Origin of the sequence: Microcoleus sp. B5-D4, from assembly GCF_036705145.1 — a bacterium.
GTDB lineage: Bacteria > Cyanobacteriota > Cyanobacteriia > Cyanobacteriales > Microcoleaceae > Microcoleus.
The window spans coordinates 33,051-49,737 of record NZ_JAUBTV010000039.1 but is presented as its reverse complement, the minus strand read 5'-3'; the positions used below and the strand labels follow the sequence as shown (position 1 = coordinate 49,737).

Sequence of the window (16,687 nt, the reverse complement as noted above, 5' to 3'; positions counted from 1 at the left end):
CCCCTTACCAAGGGGGAGAAAAATCTCGCTTCCCCCCTTACCAAGGGGGAGAAAAATCTCGCTTCCCCCCTTACCAAGGGGGAGAAAAATCTCGCTTCCCCCCTTACCAACGCGGGGACAAATCTTGCTCCCCCCCTTACCAAGGGGGGGCTGGGGGGGGTACGTGCCGAAGTATTGGCAAAATCCGATGCTTATGTCGGCGGCGAAGATATTGACATCTGGATTGTCGAAGATTATTTGCGACAAATTGGTTCGTCGCGCGCAGAAGTCGGCGCAATTGGCTGGCAAAACTTATTAGAAATAGCGGAAAAATTAAAAATTCAACTTTCTCAAGTTAATGAGGCGAAGGAAAGCTGGTTTGACGATGAAAATTTTATGTCTTACGACTTGCAGCTAAACCGAGACAAGCTTGAGGAAATTCTGGAATCTAGGCAGTTGTTAGAACAGTTGCGGGAAAGTTTAGATGAAGTGCTGAGTATTGCACAGGGAAAAGGGATCGGCAAAGCAGATATCGAACAGGTTTTGCTGGTAGGAGGAACTTCTTTAATTCCGGCTGTATCTAATTTAGTGGTTTCGTATTTTGGGCGGCAAAAAGTCCAAAGAGACAAGCCTTTTGAAGCTGTGGCGCACGGTGCTTTAGCGTTGACACAATTGGTAAGTGTTGATGATTATTTGCGCCACAGCTATGCAATTCGCCTCTGGGAACCTTATGCTAAAGCTTATGCTTATTCGCCGATATTTAGCAAGGAAATGAAGTATCCCTGTCAAAGTTCCGAAGAGTTGACGCTGCAAGTGGCAATTGAAGGGCAAAGGGAAATTCGGTTAGATATTGGGGAAGTTGCGGAGGTATCACAAGCGGAGGTTATTTTTAACGAAAAAGGGCAAATGACGAGCAGTTGCCTCAACAAACAGACGGATTTTCGCTCTCTGGAAAGCCACCACCAGCAGGTTTGCGTAGCGCATTTGAACCCGCCTGGGGTATTGGGAATTGACAGGGTTTCGGTGAGTTTTGAGGTGGATGAGAGGCGGGTTTTGTTGGCGACGGTGCGGGATTTGGTGACTGGTAAGGTGTTGGTGGAAAAAGGGGCGATCGCCAAACTGCAATAATGGTAAAATTTTTAGATAACATTCGGAGATTGAAATCGGTACTACACAAACTTTCGTCCTGAGCGTGCGCGGACTGAAGAATATCGATTAAAATCAAATTTATGCCGCCATGAAAAAGCAACAAAATAAATTCAGCCACCTGACGGCAATCGAAAGAATTTCCCTGTCATTCCCGGCAAGATTTTTATTGGATAAAAACTTGCTGCAAGGCAAAGTCTTAGATTTTGGGTGCGGCTTGGGCAGCGATGTGAGATTGTTGCAGCAAAAAGGCTTCGATATTACGGGTTATGACCCTTATTATTTCCCGGAATTCCCCGATGATAAATTCGACACAATCATTTGCTTTTATGTTTTGAATGTTTTGTTTCCTGAAGAACAAGCTAATGTCTTGATGGAAGTTTCGCACCTGTTGAAACCGGGAGGGAATGCGTATTTTGCGGTGAGAAGGGATATCAAAAAAGAAGGCTTTCGAGAACATTATGTCCACAAAAAGCCTACATATCAGTGCATTGTCAAACTTCCTTTTAAGCCAGTTCACCTAGATGAGTCTTGCGAAATTTACAAATACGTGCATTACAACCATCAAAGAAATTCGACTAATAACTGCATATTCTGCAATCCTTACAAAAATTTAACTTTACTCACAGAATCAGCAACAGCTTATGCGATGTTTGACGGTTATCCCGCCAGCAAAGGTCATGTTTTAATCATCCCCAAGCGTCACGTTGCCAATTATTTTGAACTGCCGTTTCGAGAGCAATCGGCTTGCTGGTTTATGGCTAATAAGGTGCAAGAAATGTTAAGTAAAGAGTTTCAGCCTGACGGTTTTAATGTGGGAATCAATATTAATAAACAGGCTGGTCAAAGTCGCAGTCATGCGGCTATTCATGTTATCCCTCGTTACAGGGGTGATGCGGCTGGGAATAAAGGGGGAATTAGGTATGTGATTCCCAAGAGTGAAAAATAAAAGTTAGCAAATTGTGAAAGGAATTATTTTTTACCGCAGAGGCGCAGAGAACACAGAGGGATAGAGAAGAGAGGAATTCATAATTTTTGTAAGGATTGTTATCTTTGAGCAAACGGCGAGCCAAATAGAGTTAAAATGTGTTTGCAAGGTCTAAAACTACACATTAGCAGCAATTTGGTGTTCTGTTTATGTCTAAGCGCAAAAAGCAAGCATGGCTCAAGGAAACTCTAGAACTCAAAGAAGACCACAATTGGAAGTCAAAGCCTGGAACTCGAATTTTTGTAGCAGGAAGAGGTGCAGTCCGCTTTGATGTCCCGGAAGATTGGCATTTTGAACCGGATACTAAGTCGTTCCGATTTACGGATAAAAAGCCGCCGGATGATGATTGTCGTTTGGAGGTTTCGTTTAATTTGCTACCACCTAATAACTGGGCAGATTTTCCGCTGGTGCCGCTATTACAGAAGGTGGTTGAAGATGATACCAGAAATCCGATCGCTTTTGGGGAAATTATCCAATTGAAGCGACAAACTGCCCGCGTTGTTTGGACGGAATTTAAGTTTATCGATCCTCCAGAACAGCGGGAAGCTTATTCGCGAATCTGTATTGGATTGGGTTCTAATGTTCAGTGTTTGATTACTTTTGATTACTGGGTGGACGATGCAGAGCGTGTGACTCCTGTCTGGGATACGGTGATGGATTCGTTAGTTCTGGGTTTGTTTATTAGCGACCCTCGAACGGGGTTCGCACTTCCAGACTAGACAGATTTTCTGGGAAACTTTCAACAACAAATTTTGCTAAGTGTTGGATTGGCAAGCCACCGGCCAGTAAATTTAGAACCTACCTTAAACTTTACAACCGCTTTGCCATGAAAATATCGGGCTTGCCAATTCCGTTCGCGTCGGGCATCACTCCCACGATCGCAAAACCCATTTTTTGATAAAATTCGTAGGGATGACCGCGCAAATTTCTAATTTTGGCGATGTGTTCCCAAACGTTAGGATAAAGATTGATGCCTGAAAGAGTGGTTTGATTGTCTTCGTCGTCGGTACCCACCCACAGCACGAGCCCTCCCCGGTTTTTAGCTTCTGTTGCTAAATCAGCTACGAGCGATCGACCAATTCCTTGTCCGCGAAATTCTGTTCTTACTACCAGCGGGTGCAGTTCCCAAACATTACCGTCATACTGTTTAATCCCGCCAATCCATCCCAAAACTTGATTGTTGTCGGCCACAGCAATTCGACTGATGCGATCGGCTTCCAAAGATTCTCGCACTTCTTGCAAAGCAGATTTTAGATCGGGCCAAGCATCGGGCCAATGCTCTTTAAAACCTTCAAGTATTAATCTAGCTACCTGTTGAATTTTTGGCTCGTCGCCCGCACGCAAATCTGTAATTTGTACGTTCATGAATTTACATACTAAATCAAGGATTACGGACTATAGCCTTTCTCAGTAAGATGAGGTTCTCTCGGATCTAGGGCATAGGGCATAGGGCATAGGGCATAGGGCATACCTCATTTTATTGAGAACTGCTATAATACCGCTCACAAACCGGATTTTATAACCTGGGAAACGGCAAAAACGAAATATTATTAATAGTCTTCACGCTCCTTATGTTCCCAAAGGGAAAAGTTATTATTGGAAAGTTGCGATCGCCAATTCCCCGCAAAATACTAACACAAGTGCCCTACAATTATCCCACCATCTGGCATCAACCAACCTGCTAACCCCATGCTTTGCGATTACCTAGTACAAATCCTCACCGCCCGCGTCTACGATGTTGCTCAAGAAACAGCCCTAGAATGCGCCCCGAATCTATCAGCACGGCTCAACAATAAACTTTTGCTGAAGCGAGAGGATATGCAGTCGGTGTTTTCCTTCAAGCTGCGGGGTGCGTACAACAAAATGGCGCAACTGTCGCCGGATTTGCTAGCACAAGGTGTCATTGCAGCTTCCGCCGGCAACCACGCCCAAGGAGTCGCCCTCGCCGCCCGCCACTTGGGGACTCGCGCGATCATAGTCATGCCCGTAACGACGCCGCAGGTGAAGGTAAATGCGGTGATAGCCCGTGGTGGAGAGGTAGTCTTGCATGGGGATGCTTACGATGAGGCCTACGCCTTTGCGCGTCAATTAGAGGCCCAAAAAGGTATGACTTTTATTCACCCTTTTGATGATCCCTACGTGATTGCTGGACAGGGTACGATCGGCATGGAAATTCTGCGGCAACATCAAAAACCAATTCACGCGATTTTTGTGGCAATTGGTGGCGGCGGATTGATTTCGGGAATTGCGGCTTATGTCAAGCGGTTGCGGCCGGAAATTAAGATTATTGGCGTCGAACCAGTGGATTCCGATGCAATGAATCAATCGCTGAAAGCGGGTAAACGGGTGCGTTTGTCGCAGGTGGGTTTATTTGCTGATGGCGTTGCTGTGCGAGAAGTGGGGGAGGAAACTTTTCGGTTGTGTCAGGAGTATGTGGATGAGATTATTTTGGTGCATACGGATGATGTTTGCGCGGCGATTAAGGATGTTTTTGAAGATACGCGATCGATCTTAGAACCTGCTGGCGCTTTGGCGATCGCAGGTGCGAAAGCTTACGTGGAACGGGAACAAATCGCAGGAGAAACATTAATTGCTGTTGCTTGCGGCGCAAACATGAATTTCGATCGGCTGCGTTTTGTAGCAGAAAGAGCCGAGTTTGGCGAACGCCGCGAAGCCATTTTTGCAGTCACAATTCCCGAACAACCGGGAAGTCTCCGCAGGTTTTGCGAATGTCTGGGCAAACGTAATTTAACTGAATTTAGCTATCGAATTGCGGATGAAAAAGAAGCACATATTTTTATAGGCGTGCAAATTCAAAACCGTGCCGATGCGGTGAATATAGCCGCAAGTTTTGAAGATTGTGGCTTCAAGACTTTGGATTTAACTGATGATGAATTAACGAAATTGCACGTGCGGCATATGGTGGGCGGGCGTTCCATGCTGGCCAATCATGAATTGTTTTATCGCTTTGAATTTCCCGAACGTCCGGGTGCGTTGATGAAGTTTGTCGGTTCGATGAGCCCTAACTGGAATATCAGCGTTTTTCACTATCGAAATAATGGCGCAGATTACGGGCGAATTGTGGTGGGAATTCAGGTACCGCCGGATGAGATGAAGGAGTGGCAGGCTTTTTTGGATACGCTGGGCTATCAGTATGGGGATGAGAGTCAAAATCCGGCTTATAAGTTGTTTTTGAGGTAGGGTTTTTTGGGGAAAGGGCGATCGGGCTTTTAGTGCGGCAAAGCTAAATTAAACGGTTGCAACTCATCATAAAGGAAGATACTGAATTTGTCCTGCCAATTCTCCCTCAAGACTGCACTCCAGAAGGATTAGAATATCCTCAATAACTCGACCAATGGGTGCATCGAAGGTAATTTCAAAAACTCCTGGCATTGACTTACCTGCCGCCATACGTTCATAGGCATAGCGGGTAATAGTAGCAACATCATGGGTTAGTAATATCCGATCTTCTTCGGCCGCCCATTCCAGCACTGTTGGGTCATCTTCACCGGATAAGCCAACGTCTTGGACGCGAACAATGTCAATGTCTGATTTGCGACGCATCAAACCTCTAACAATTGTATTGTCAAAGTTTTCATCAGCTAGGAATTTCATGCCGATTTCTCTGCCTTGCGGGCCAGCAATCTGTCACGCAATCCCTGCGGATCAAACCTTGCCTCATTCATTTTGCGAATCTCTTGTGCTTGTTGCTGTCTTTGCTGCAAATACGTTTCGACTTCCTGCTGATGATTGAGGTAAAAGGCGATGGTGGCATACACGTCAGCTAATCTCAACGACGGATAACGATAAACGATTTCCTCCGCGGTTGTTCCCTGCTTAAACACTGCAATCACGGTATCTAAAGTCACGCGAGTGTTACCGACTCGCACTACGCCGTCAGCATTGGTCTTTAGGGGGGCCTGTTCAGCTACAACTGCTAATGTCATGGCAACCTTAACGCTTACTGTCTGAATTGTATCAGAACTTCGATATGACTTTGAGGGAAAATTTCAGTTAGAGGGGTAATATGGCCAGCAGCGATTTCCTGACGTACTATCTCAGCTAGACTATCCCACTGAGCGTGTGTTGTAGCTTCAAATTTAGCATTCCACGCGCGTTCATCACTGATATCTTCTTCCGCCATTAGAATGCGGATTAACTCTCGTTTCTCGATCGCAGATAGTTGTCTAATGATAGAGAGTAATTCTGTTAGTGCGATCGGTTTTTTTCCTACGATGCGTCTATGTTAACGGTAGCAGGTTAACGTAGTAATTGCAACTTCCAGGGGAGTTTGACAAAGATAGGCGCGATCGCAACTAAGATGCGATCGCGCGGCGGTATGATATTTCTCAGGTTGAAACGATTTGGTAGTTGCGGGCGATCGGGCTTTTTTCTGGTAAGGGCGATCGCTCCTGGCACACCACAATCTATTCTGGTTTTATCCAACCTTTAACGATCGCCTTCCCGACATTGACATAAGGATTGTCTAAAAACTCTTCGATCGCAGCTTCACCGCCAGCCTGCAACGCACCCACCACGCGACGCTTGAAACTACGGGTAGTTTCATCATTAACGTAAACAATTTTTTCAGCCTCAGTAGCGGTAGGATTAGTTTGTTCCAACTGCTTGAGAAGTGTTTGAATCTCAGCAGCCGCTTCTGCTAGAGTTTTCTTGTTTTCCGATATAATTTTATCTCCTATTTGATTGCCCTCTCCTTGAATGAAGTTGCCATCAAAACTACTATTGTCGAATCTTGCAGAATAATTTGTCATTTTTTTTACCTTATTAATTACTAGACTTTGTGTGATATGGTTTAATATCAAAACTGAACCAGTGCTTCATACAGCAATCCCCCTATAAAATCCTACTTTTTTGAAGTTTTTTTGTTGAGGTCTCACATCCTATTGTCAGTGCCCATGATAAATTGACCGCTAACAGTGCTGTTCAAGATAGATAACTCGTAAGTTTTATTCTCTGCTTTCTCAATAAGCTCATATATAGTGTTAATTTTTTCCTTGAGATGGGGCTTATCATCTGTCACAAAAAGGGTCTGATGACCAGAATTGAAAGTGAGTAACAATCCGTAGTGTTTTGGCTTGACAAAGTTCCAAACTGCACCTCCAATTGCAGCCAAACTTAAGGCCACACCTATTCCACTGTTTGCCACACCAGCAATTGAACCCATTAAAAGAAGAGCAACTATAATCCCCCAAGGAATCGTTCCTATCTCTACCTCTCCTTCACTAAAACCTGTAATATTATGAGTTTGGTAGACATCATTTGAAAAACGAACAGTTCTTTTAGTTATGGTAATAACTTTATTCCTCTCTAAAGTGATGTTCTGATTACTTGCCAGGGGGTTTGATGTTGACATTCATTATACCTATAAAATTGATGGTTGAGACTATGTGAAGACACCCTTTTCAGCTCAGAGGCGCAACTATGCACCTGTCAATAAACACTCTAGTAAGATGCTTGTGTCCGGTTGATCCATGCTAGACCGATCGCACCAACCCTGTAAAGGAAAAAAAGTGGGAAAAAGTTGGAACTTCCTAAAATTGGGATGCGAGGCCCAAAAAGTTGGAAAAAGTTGGAAAAAGTTTGGTATAGTAACCATACCTATCTCACCATCCCACCTATGGACAGTCCTCAGATATTGCAATTTGTTGATCGAGCTGTCTGGGCCAAGACAGGCAAACATCTAAATAACTTGCAGCGGGGGATTATTGCGGGAATACTGAAGCGTCAAAGATATGCTGACGTTGCAGAAACTTATGGTTATAGCTCCCAGCACGTTAAAAAGGCTAGTCATGAGCTTTTGCAAATGTTATCTGAGGTGTTTGGCGAACCAGTTAAAAAAAGTAATCTTGAATCCGTTATAGAAAGACAGATAAATCAGAATATAACTCTGGGCAAGAATAATAAGTTTCAAAATAACAGAATTAGCTACGTCAATAATTGTTCTACTCCCTCTACTCCTACCCCAGATGAAAGTCAGCCGGAAACTGCCGACTTGCAGGAGGAAAGCAAAAATCAAACTAAGATTGAAACAATTGATAAATTACGGCAGTTTGGCTTGAGCGACGAGCAAATTGCCGCAGCGCTAGATATACCTTTAGAGCAGGTTAAACAGGTGGACTTGGAGGAGTAAGTCGGCGCTATTTACGCTCAAGAATCCCATCATAATTACTATGAGAACCTATCCAAAACCACAAAACCCCTTCTGGCTTGTCAAAACCTAACGCCCTGTAGTTTCGTCCTACTCTTACAGACCATAACGTGCCAATCTGCTTGAAGCGCAGTGATGGATGCTTCGGATCTGCCTTAAGCAATTCATAGTTTTTGTCCGCCAATTCTTGAATTGCGAGCGGCAGTTGACGGTAATATTCCCAAAATTCAGGTGTTGTGAAATGCTTCAAATTTCCCTACACTTTCCTTCACTAAATGCTTGTTCTGCTTGCCGCATCAAGGTGTCAAATTTGCCTGCGTTCACATCCTCTTCAATTTGCTTATCCCAAAGTGCTTCTTGAAACTTGTCTAGCCATTCGAGAAACTCTGCGAGTTCATTTTGTGAAAGTTCCGTTACTGCTGTCTTGAGTTCTGTAATGTTCATGGGTAAGTATCTTTTTTTCATAAAATTAGTTTACCAGTTTGCTATAATTATATCGCGTCTAGCGATCTTGGCAACTGGATAAATGTTGAGTCTCCCGTGCTTGCCGGAAACGATCGCAAATCCCTGCAATAAAGGTGTCGCCGTCAATCGGTGGAGTATGTTCGGACATGGCAACAGCAGCATCTATCTTAACTCGTACACCCTCGATCCACTGGCGATCGGCGAGAGCTGCTTGGAACTCATCAAGCCATTCGAGAAACTCTGCGAGTTCATTTTCTGGAAGTTCCCTTACTGCTGTCTTGAGTTCTGAAATGTTCATGGGTAATTAACTTTTTTTGCTAATAGCCGTTTACCTGTGTACTCTAATTATCAAATTGTTCCCATGAAATAGGGGAGAAAATCTCAGACGCACCCGACAACACAAACTATAATCATCGTGCAAACTCATAGGCAATATTCGTGATGCGGCCGCGCCAGTAGGGCAATAGCGAGCCATCAGGCAGTTGCCACGCCACCTCGCCGGAGAGCGGAATCCGCATACCGTCTCGCAATTCGTAGTCCCAGAAGCGGCCAATCCAGGGCGCAAACACCAGCCCGCCGTTAACTGTACGGGCGCGGGCCTCGGCGCGGATACTGGCGATTAGCCCTGCTTCATCAAAGCGGAAATCCAGGGAAACAGCGGTGTCTCCATCCTGTAGCGTTGCTCTGGCCGAAGAATTGTCAAGAGCCTCCCAGCGAACACCCTGACTCGGCAGCAGTCTCGTCGGATACCAAGCAGCCTCCGCGAAAAAGCGCATCAGTTCCCCTTGTGCCGCTTCTGGAGTGCCGCGGATATCCGCCAGAGTCACCAGGCCAAGCAGCGCCGCATGGAGGATGCCTTCGCCAGAAATGTAGGCATCATGAACGAACGCATTGATACCGGGGATCATCGCAATTCGCCCGTCCCAGTCAAAGCCAGGGCGCTGAGTAATTACGAGTTGAGTTGAGGTGAAGGCGCTCCATTTTTCTGCGGTTTCGCTCATGTTAAACGTGCCTTCGTGGGAAACCCGCGCTGCTACAATTAGCGGTTGTCCATCCTTGAACACCGCGCGAAAGTAGCGCTGCACTGGCTGGGGTAAATCGGCGATTTCCCGCGCATCAAAGGTGAGAGGTTTAATCGGCAAGCGTGCAGCTTCCAGATTGGCTCGCAGTTCCTTGGTACCGAGATGCCAGCGGTATGCTCCAAGGGCGATCGCGGCAACAATGCCAACTACAAGCGCCAGGATAATTAGTACGATCGCCGATCGCCACATGGTGATTCCTCTTGGTAGGTAAAAACGAGCTAATCAAGCGCGAGTCTTAAACCCATCTACCGACTACAACTCTCAGCGTTCCATCTGCCAAAGTTTCCTCTTCTTCAACATGAAAACCCTCTGACTGCACCGCCGCCATCAAACTTTTGCGCGCGTATTTTTGACTAATTGAATTGACAAATTCCTGCTGATTAATTCGAGCGCCCCAAAAATCCGCTACCAATTCGTAATCCTCTCCGTTGCGGCGAAAACCCAAATCGTAACCATTGGATTGCCGAATCACGTACTCGGCATTAGTTTTGTCACCCCGATAACCCCGTACCTGCACATTGGACTCTACTTGATAACCCAACTCTTCCAACACTTGATGCAGCAGTTCGCCGTTCTTGATCTGAACCTTGATCGTTGTGAAGTGTGACATATCACTTTCGGATTTTTGTGTGAAACGCTGATTTGATTATAATACTATAAACTGCAACAGTCAATAAGTTAGAACTTGCGATCTTAAACGAGGTTTGAGCGTCACCGAAAGCAGCCAGGTTACAAGCCCCCGGATTCATCTGTGCAGAAATTCACAACAGAGTATCCGATAACAATTCCCCCGATTTATCCGTGAGTTCGCTTTTTTCAATCCTCCAATTCTTCAATCTAAAATCTAAAATCGTATGATAGCCGATAATTGTAAGCAACCTAAACAATACGATATATCCGACAACAATTCCCCCGATTGATCCGTGAGTTCGCTTTCTTCAATCCTCCAATTCTTCAAATCTAAAATCCAAAATCTAAAATCTAAAATCGTATGATGCCCGACAATTCTAACCAACCCAGAGAATATGATGCCGTCCTCGGCGGCCAAAGTCAAATCCCGATCGCCGCCGCTGTTTTGGGAGGCATCGCCGGGGTCAAGCAGCGCTTCAACAGTCCTAGTATCGAGGCTCGGATTGCCGCTGTTAAAGATGCTCCTAAATACGGAGGCGCTGGTTTAAATTTAGCAATTGAGGCGCTGCTTGACCCCGCAGCAGAAGTGCAGCGAGTTGCTTATTTAATTTTGCGATCGAGGACAGAACCTCTAGTCCGCCAAGCTTTAAAAGAATTCGTGCCTTACAAGCTTTTTGACTGCATCCGCACTGTGAAAACTGGGACAAATGTTGCGATTAGTCCCGGAGGATCTTGCACGGCTAGTTTGCACGGCAAAATAATTAGAATTTGCGATGTAGAGACAGGAGAAATACTCTATACTGTTGACAAGTATCCCCGCGCTCAAGAAACTTTTGTCCTTTGCCAAGAAAGTGAAGTTTTTGTGAGAAGCAGAAATACTCCGAAACATCGTGCGATCGAAATTTGGCAGGGAGGAGAATTGCAGCATACTTCCCTCGGACATGAAGCGGAAATTAGCGCAATTGTTATCAGTCCCGACAGTCAAGTTATCGCCAGCGGTTCGGCAGATACTACTATTAAAATTTGGAATTTAGAGACGGGAAAGTTAATCTGTACTTTTGGCAGTCTTTTAACTTGGGGAGCTCATAAAGCAGGAATTGTTAGTCTTGCTTTTAGCCCGATCGCACAAACTCTCGCTAGCAGCAGTTCTGACGGTACAATTAAACTGTGGAACCTCCGCAGCAGAGAATGCTTTCAAACAATTAAAGGTTACGCGAATTGTCTGGCTTTCAGCCCAGACGGGCAGACTTTGGCTACTGGCGGCTGGGACAGAAACATTCAACTGCGGCAGCTATCGAATCCAGATACTTCAATCACTTTGGCCGGGCATTTTAACTCGATAAATGCGATCGCCTTTAGTCCCGACGGACTCACTGTTGTCAGTGCTAGTGCCGATGGTAATATCAAATTTTGGAATGCCAGTACCGGCGAACATATTCATACTCTCAGCGGACATCAAAACTCTGTTACTTGTCTTACTTTTAGCAGCGATGGTGAAACTATTATCAGTGGCAGTATCGACAAAACTGTCAAAATTTGGGGAATTAATTGAAGGAAGTTCGGCAACGGATTATGTAGCGCATGGAAGAAAGAGGGAAGAGGGAAAAAGGAAGAAGGCAGAAAGAAGAAGGAAGAAGGCAGAGGCGATACGCATGGGACAAGTGCAATTAAGGAATGAGAATTAAATAACTTCCACAAGTTTGTGGGATGGGCGTCCCGCCCATCCCACAATAACAATTAAAATTGTAAGTTATTTAATTCGCGATCCTAAGCGCGTCCTAACGGTCGGGCGCGCTGGCTATATTTCTAAATTCCAGATTCCAGATTCCTCGGTGCGTGAATCTACGCAAACAAATATAATAAATTTACAATCCCAGTTATTGTGCAAGCCGAGAATTGCGGAATTTATTTTTGCAATACTACAAATAGTTACCGTAAGAATACTGAGTTACAGGCATTATTCAGCTTATTATCAATTTGTGAACTGTTGCCAGAAAGCCTGAGCAAGGAGCATTTTCTGAATCCTTTAAACTAGCTTTAATATATCGCATCTTGGTTGGATGAGTATTCCTGCTAATTGTAATATTTGACTTAAAAAGTTTATGCTTAAAAGATAGGCTGGGGTTAAATATACAGTGCGCCCTAGAGTAACCATGTCACACTGCAACCAATCCATCTGTCGTTCCCGCAATCTCGTAGAAATGTGCGATACGGCTGCCAGTTGGCAGCAAAAAGCCGATCGACTAACGGTAGAATTAAACAGCACGCGCGATCGGCTTCACGCAGAAATCGATCGGCTAAAACTTGCCAACGAAACCCTTCACGCCGCTGTCAGTTGTGCCCCAATTTTCCTGTGGGCAACAGACAGAGAAGGCAAGTTAACTCTGGCAGCGGGGAAAGGATTAGAAAATTTGGGACTCAAACCAGGTGCAACTGTCGGGCGATCGATTTTTGAAGTTTACAGCAGCCAGCCAGATATCTTAGAAAATATTGCCGAGGTATTAGCAGGAAACGATCGCAATTGGAATGCCCGACAGGGGCATTGTATTCACGAAATTCGATCGGCAGCCCTGCGAGATGGAAACGGCGAAGTTGTCGGCGCCGTCGGTGTTTCTACTGAAATTACCGAGCGCGAGCAGTCCATCGCCAGTCTGAAAACGGCAAATCAAGAATTAGAAGACAGACTTCAGCAGCAAACGGCAGTCTTCAATGCAGCACTTGCCGAAAGCGAAAAAAAGTACCGCAACCTCGTAGAAACCTCCCAAGAATTGATTTGGTCGATCGATATTGAAGGCCTCTTGACTTTTGTCAATTCCGCCGCCAAACGCATCTACGGTTACGAACCGCCAGAAATGATCGGACGGCGCTTCACCGATTTTTTAGTTCCCGGTCAAGAAAATAGACCAAGAGAAATATTTGCCCAACTTTTAGCGAGAACCAAAATTCAGCCACAAAGCGCTAATTCTCCTTACGAAACAGTGCACCTTCGCAAAGACGGTACTCCCGTCCACCTGCGCGTCAACAGCATCGTCAACCAAGCTGAAAACGGCGCTATTTTAGGGTTGTGCGGAACGGCGACAGATATTAGCGATCGCAAGCGATCGGAAGAAGCACTCAAAGAAGCTACAGACCAACTTCGCGCCGTTTTGGATGCCGTACCCGGACTGATTTCTTGGATCAGTTCCGATTTGCGGTATATCGGAGTCAACCAGCACTTAGCAACCTCATTCAACCTGTCTCCTGAAAGCTTTGTCGGTCAAGAAATCAACTTTCTCGACAAAGGCTCGACTTTCGGAGAACTGATCCGAATTTTTTTTAACAGTTCATCTCAGCAAACCTGCCAAGAAATAGAAATAGAAATTAACGGTTTCGTCCGCAACTATTTGATAGTAGCTCAGAAATATCATCAGGGAACCGCAGCAGTTTCTGTAGGAATAGACATTACCGATCGCAAGCGTGCGGAAGCTCTCAAAAACCAATTGATCTGCTCGTTGCAAGAATCAGAACACAAATTTCGCAGCCTTTATGAAGCCACCAGCGACGCAGTAATGTTGCTTGACGAACATGAGTTTTTTGACTGCAACCCCGCCACCTTAAAAATATTTGGCTGTAGCAACAAACAAGAATTTTACGGCAAGCATCCGAGGGAATTTTCCCCGCCATTTCAGCCTAACGGACAAGATTCAGCCAGTTTAGCTGCACAGAAAATGAACATAGCAATGCTCATAGGTAGCTGTCGATTTGACTGGGTACACCAACGACTCGACGGTTCAGAATTTTCTGCCGAAGTTTTGTTAAACGCAATGGAAATTAACGGACAAAAATTTCTCCAAGCTGTAGTACGCGACATTACAGACCGCAAACGGGATGAGGATCAAATCAAAGCCTCCCTCGCCGAAAAAGAAGTCCTTCTCCAAGAAATTCACCACCGCGTCAAAAACAACCTCCAAGTTATTTCTAGCCTGCTGAAACTTCAGTCTCGCTACATTCAAGACAGCCGCGTTAGTGAAATGTTAAAAGAAAGTCAAAACCGAGTCAGATCAATGGCCCTGGTTCACGAACAATTGTATCAATCCAAAGACTTGTCAAACATTGACTTTGCTGAATACATCCAAAATCTCGCCCACAATTTATTCCAAGCTTATGAAAATCATGCAGAAGGCGTCAACTTGCAAACAAATATTGCGCCGTGTTCTCTCAATATTGATACGGCAGTTCCTTGCGGGTTAATTATCAACGAGCTTGTGACAAATGCCCTCAAATATGCCTTTAAAGGACAAGTTAAAGGTAAAATTAACATAGATTTCACTTTAGATAATAACAGAGTTTGCGTGCTAACCGTGAGCGACAGCGGAATTGGTTTTCCTCAAGACTTAGATTATCGCAAAGCCCGAACATTGGGTTTGCGACTGGTCGGGTCTTTAGTCAAGCAAATCCGGGGGGAAATAGAACTGTTAGAAACTGCGGGCACGACTTTTAGAATAACCTTTTGTCAACCCAAATTGCACTCTGAGGAGAAAAATTAGTGTCCAACAAAAAAATTCTGATAGTTGAAGACGAGAGCATCATTGCGGAAGACATTTCCGACAGTTTGATATCTCTAGGATATAGAATAACTGGCATGGTCTATTCGGGAGAAGAAGCGATTGAATCTGCAGCCAAGTTGCGCCCGGATTTAGTTTTAATGGATGTTAACCTGCAAGGAGAAATCGACGGCATTACAGCAGCCGAAGAAATTCGCTTGCGCTTTCAAATCCCGGTAGTTTATCTGACAGCTTATGCCGATGAAACTACTTTGCGACGAGTCAATAGTACCAAACCGTTCGGCTATATTGTCAAGCCATTTGAAGAAAAAAACTTGCACACAACTATTCAACTGGCACTCTACAGACATCAGTATGACAGCTTGACAAACCTGCCGAATCGTTCATTTTTGCGAGAAAAATTAAGTCGAGTATTAGATGGTCAAAAAGAATTGTCTGGAGTCGTTCCAGTTGTCACGCTTAGCTTAGATAAAATCAACCGCATTAACAGTACCTGGGGACACGATATCGGCGACTCGGTGCTTTGCAGCATCGCCCAGCGGCTAACTAACTGCATGGAAAGCATTAATATTGTTGCTCGTTTGGAAGCAGCCGAATTCGCGCTGATTCTTAAACCAGTTGCAGAAAAACAGGATGTGGCTAAGATTGCTCAAAACATTTTAGATATTGTATCCCAAGGTATGATTGTCAAAGATTGCGAAGTCTCTGTCACTGCTAGTATGGGGATATGCTTGTATCCCGGGGACGGCACTGACGGTGATGAAATGCTGAAAAATGCTTATATAGCAATGTATCAATCTCAGCAGAAAGGCGGCAATACTTATCATTTTTACACGCCACAAAATGCTAATTTTTTTATTAATACACTTCTTCAAGAAACTTGCTTGCGCCATGCTTTAAAAAGTTCAGAGTTTGAAATATACTATCAGCCGCAAATAGCAATTAAAACAGGTAAAATTATTGGGGCTGAAGCTTTAGTCCGCTGGAATCATCCAGAACGGGGGCGAGTTTCTCCTGGGGAATTTATTCCAATGGCTGAAGAAATGGGCTTGATTGCACCGTTGGGTGAATGGGTATTAGAGACTGCTTGCAGGCAAACTAAAACATGGCAAAGAGCAGGTTTACCCCCCCTGCGAGTGGCAGTTAACGTGTCAGCCCGTCAATTCGAGCGCAAAAATTTCACGGAAAGAGTCAGGGAGATATTAACAGAAACCGCTCTCGATCCCAAGTGTTTGGAATTAGAACTGACGGAAAGTCTGGTTTTGCAAGACGAAATTGCAGCAGCTAAAGCTTTTACGGTGTGGAAAGAGCAGGGGATTAGGATAGCAATTGATGATTTTGGAATGGGATATTCTTCTTTGAGTTATCCAAAACGCTTTCCATTTGATGCGATCAAAATTGACAAGAGTTTTATTCGCGATATTGCAGACGATCGCCAAAATGCAGCGATCACAATAGCGATTATTCAAATGGCACACTGCATGAACATGACGGTGGTGGCTGAGGGGGTAGAAAATAAGCAAGAACTTGATTTTTTGTGCGAGTACGAATGCGACGAAATTCAAGGCCATCTTTTCAGCCCAGCTTTGCCAAGCGCTGAGTTTGAAGCGCTGCTGAAAAGCGATAAGTGCTGGGATTTACATCAATTCCGGTTGCAATCCTCATGACAGTTAACTGTTAACTG

At 44.8% G+C, this 16,687-nt stretch carries 20 protein-coding genes; 8 read left to right on the top strand and 12 right to left on the bottom strand.

Annotated elements, in window-relative coordinates; all coding sequences use genetic code 11:
• The 3 genes from QUB10_RS18630 to QUB10_RS18620 form a co-directional block, all read left to right on the top strand.
• A partial coding sequence (locus QUB10_RS18630; protein ID WP_333204414.1) for an Hsp70 family protein occupies window positions 1–1,107 on the top strand: 1,107 nt, incomplete at its 5' end.
• A gap of 109 nt (window positions 1,108–1,216) precedes the next feature.
• A complete protein-coding gene (locus tag QUB10_RS18625) occupies window positions 1,217–2,074 on the top strand; it encodes a bifunctional class I SAM-dependent methyltransferase/HIT family protein (protein ID WP_333204412.1) in 858 nt (285 codons plus the stop codon).
• Window positions 2,075–2,262: 188 nt separating this feature from the next.
• The gene (locus QUB10_RS18620; RefSeq protein WP_333204410.1) at window positions 2,263–2,832 is read left to right on the top strand and encodes a hypothetical protein; all 570 of its coding nucleotides are present in this window, start codon (window positions 2,263–2,265) and stop codon (window positions 2,830–2,832) included.
• Between the two features lie 91 nt (window positions 2,833–2,923).
• Here QUB10_RS18620 and QUB10_RS18615 read toward each other — a convergent pair whose 3' ends face one another.
• Window positions 2,924–3,478 (bottom strand): GNAT family N-acetyltransferase, encoded by a 555-nt coding sequence (locus tag QUB10_RS18615; RefSeq protein WP_333204408.1) that lies wholly within the window; start codon window positions 3,476–3,478, stop codon window positions 2,924–2,926.
• Window positions 3,479–3,781: 303 nt separating this feature from the next.
• On the opposite strand from QUB10_RS18615, the gene ilvA reads away from it, so the two are divergent.
• Window positions 3,782–5,314 carry a threonine ammonia-lyase, biosynthetic gene (gene ilvA, locus QUB10_RS18610; protein WP_333204444.1) on the top strand — a complete coding sequence of 511 codons (1,533 nt, stop codon included), beginning with the start codon at window positions 3,782–3,784 and terminating at the stop codon, window positions 5,312–5,314.
• A gap of 66 nt (window positions 5,315–5,380) precedes the next feature.
• On the opposite strand, the gene QUB10_RS18605 is transcribed toward ilvA, so the two are convergent.
• The 6 genes from QUB10_RS18605 to QUB10_RS18580 all read right to left on the bottom strand — a co-directional run bounded on the left by QUB10_RS18605 (window position 5,381) and on the right by QUB10_RS18580 (window position 7,487).
• Entirely contained in the window at window positions 5,381–5,728 is a 348-nt protein-coding gene (locus QUB10_RS18605; protein ID WP_333052757.1) for a DUF5615 family PIN-like protein, read from the bottom strand.
• Entirely contained in the window at window positions 5,725–6,060 is a 336-nt protein-coding gene (locus QUB10_RS18600) for a DUF433 domain-containing protein (RefSeq protein ID WP_333052758.1), read from the bottom strand. Before QUB10_RS18600 ends, QUB10_RS18605 begins: the two co-directional genes overlap by 4 nt.
• A gap of 14 nt (window positions 6,061–6,074) precedes the next feature.
• Window positions 6,075–6,257: a hypothetical protein gene (locus tag QUB10_RS18595; protein ID WP_333204405.1), complete on the bottom strand. Its 183-nt coding sequence runs from the start codon at window positions 6,255–6,257 to the stop codon at window positions 6,075–6,077.
• A gap of 116 nt (window positions 6,258–6,373) precedes the next feature.
• Window positions 6,374–6,559, bottom strand: coding sequence for a hypothetical protein (locus QUB10_RS18590; RefSeq protein WP_333204403.1), 186 nt, complete (start codon window positions 6,557–6,559; stop codon window positions 6,374–6,376).
• Complete coding sequence (locus QUB10_RS18585; protein ID WP_333204401.1) at window positions 6,541–6,885, bottom strand: hypothetical protein; 345 nt, start codon at window positions 6,883–6,885, stop codon at window positions 6,541–6,543. Before QUB10_RS18585 ends, QUB10_RS18590 begins: the two co-directional genes overlap by 19 nt.
• A 122-nt stretch (window positions 6,886–7,007) precedes the next feature.
• The gene (locus QUB10_RS18580; protein ID WP_333204399.1) at window positions 7,008–7,487 is read right to left on the bottom strand and encodes a DUF6232 family protein; all 480 of its coding nucleotides are present in this window, start codon (window positions 7,485–7,487) and stop codon (window positions 7,008–7,010) included.
• A 264-nt stretch (window positions 7,488–7,751) separates the two neighbouring features.
• On the opposite strand from QUB10_RS18580, the gene QUB10_RS18575 reads away from it, so the two are divergent.
• Window positions 7,752–8,264 (top strand): hypothetical protein, encoded by a 513-nt coding sequence (locus QUB10_RS18575; protein WP_333204442.1) that lies wholly within the window; start codon window positions 7,752–7,754, stop codon window positions 8,262–8,264.
• A gap of 7 nt (window positions 8,265–8,271) precedes the next feature.
• Here the strand turns inward: QUB10_RS18575 and QUB10_RS18570 are convergent, their stop codons facing one another.
• The 5 genes from QUB10_RS18570 to QUB10_RS18550 form a co-directional block, all read right to left on the bottom strand.
• The gene (locus QUB10_RS18570) at window positions 8,272–8,532 is read right to left on the bottom strand and encodes a ParE family toxin-like protein (RefSeq protein ID WP_333204397.1); all 261 of its coding nucleotides are present in this window, start codon (window positions 8,530–8,532) and stop codon (window positions 8,272–8,274) included.
• Window positions 8,529–8,747 carry a hypothetical protein gene (locus QUB10_RS18565; protein WP_333204395.1) on the bottom strand — a complete coding sequence of 73 codons (219 nt, stop codon included), beginning with the start codon at window positions 8,745–8,747 and terminating at the stop codon, window positions 8,529–8,531. Before QUB10_RS18565 ends, QUB10_RS18570 begins: the two co-directional genes overlap by 4 nt.
• A 37-nt stretch (window positions 8,748–8,784) precedes the next feature.
• Entirely contained in the window at window positions 8,785–9,045 is a 261-nt protein-coding gene (locus tag QUB10_RS18560; protein WP_333204393.1) for a hypothetical protein, read from the bottom strand.
• 112 nt (window positions 9,046–9,157) lie between these two features.
• Window positions 9,158–10,018 (bottom strand): DUF6920 family protein, encoded by an 861-nt coding sequence (locus QUB10_RS18555; protein ID WP_333204391.1) that lies wholly within the window; start codon window positions 10,016–10,018, stop codon window positions 9,158–9,160.
• 46 nt (window positions 10,019–10,064) lie between these two features.
• Window positions 10,065–10,439 carry a DUF1257 domain-containing protein gene (locus tag QUB10_RS18550; RefSeq protein ID WP_333204390.1) on the bottom strand — a complete coding sequence of 125 codons (375 nt, stop codon included), beginning with the start codon at window positions 10,437–10,439 and terminating at the stop codon, window positions 10,065–10,067.
• Window positions 10,440–10,820: 381 nt separating this feature from the next.
• Between QUB10_RS18550 and QUB10_RS18545 the strand changes: the two genes are divergently transcribed.
• From QUB10_RS18545 to QUB10_RS18535, 3 genes are all read left to right on the top strand, one after another.
• A complete protein-coding gene (locus tag QUB10_RS18545; protein WP_333204388.1) occupies window positions 10,821–12,011 on the top strand; it encodes a WD40 repeat domain-containing protein in 1,191 nt (396 codons plus the stop codon).
• 601 nt (window positions 12,012–12,612) lie between these two features.
• Window positions 12,613–14,985, top strand: a complete 2,373-nt coding sequence (locus tag QUB10_RS18540; protein WP_333204386.1) for a PAS domain S-box protein — start codon at window positions 12,613–12,615, stop codon at window positions 14,983–14,985.
• A complete protein-coding gene (locus QUB10_RS18535) occupies window positions 14,985–16,670 on the top strand; it encodes an EAL domain-containing protein (protein ID WP_333204384.1) in 1,686 nt (561 codons plus the stop codon). Before QUB10_RS18540 ends, QUB10_RS18535 begins: the two co-directional genes overlap by 1 nt.
• Window positions 16,671–16,687: the final 17 nt, after the last annotated feature.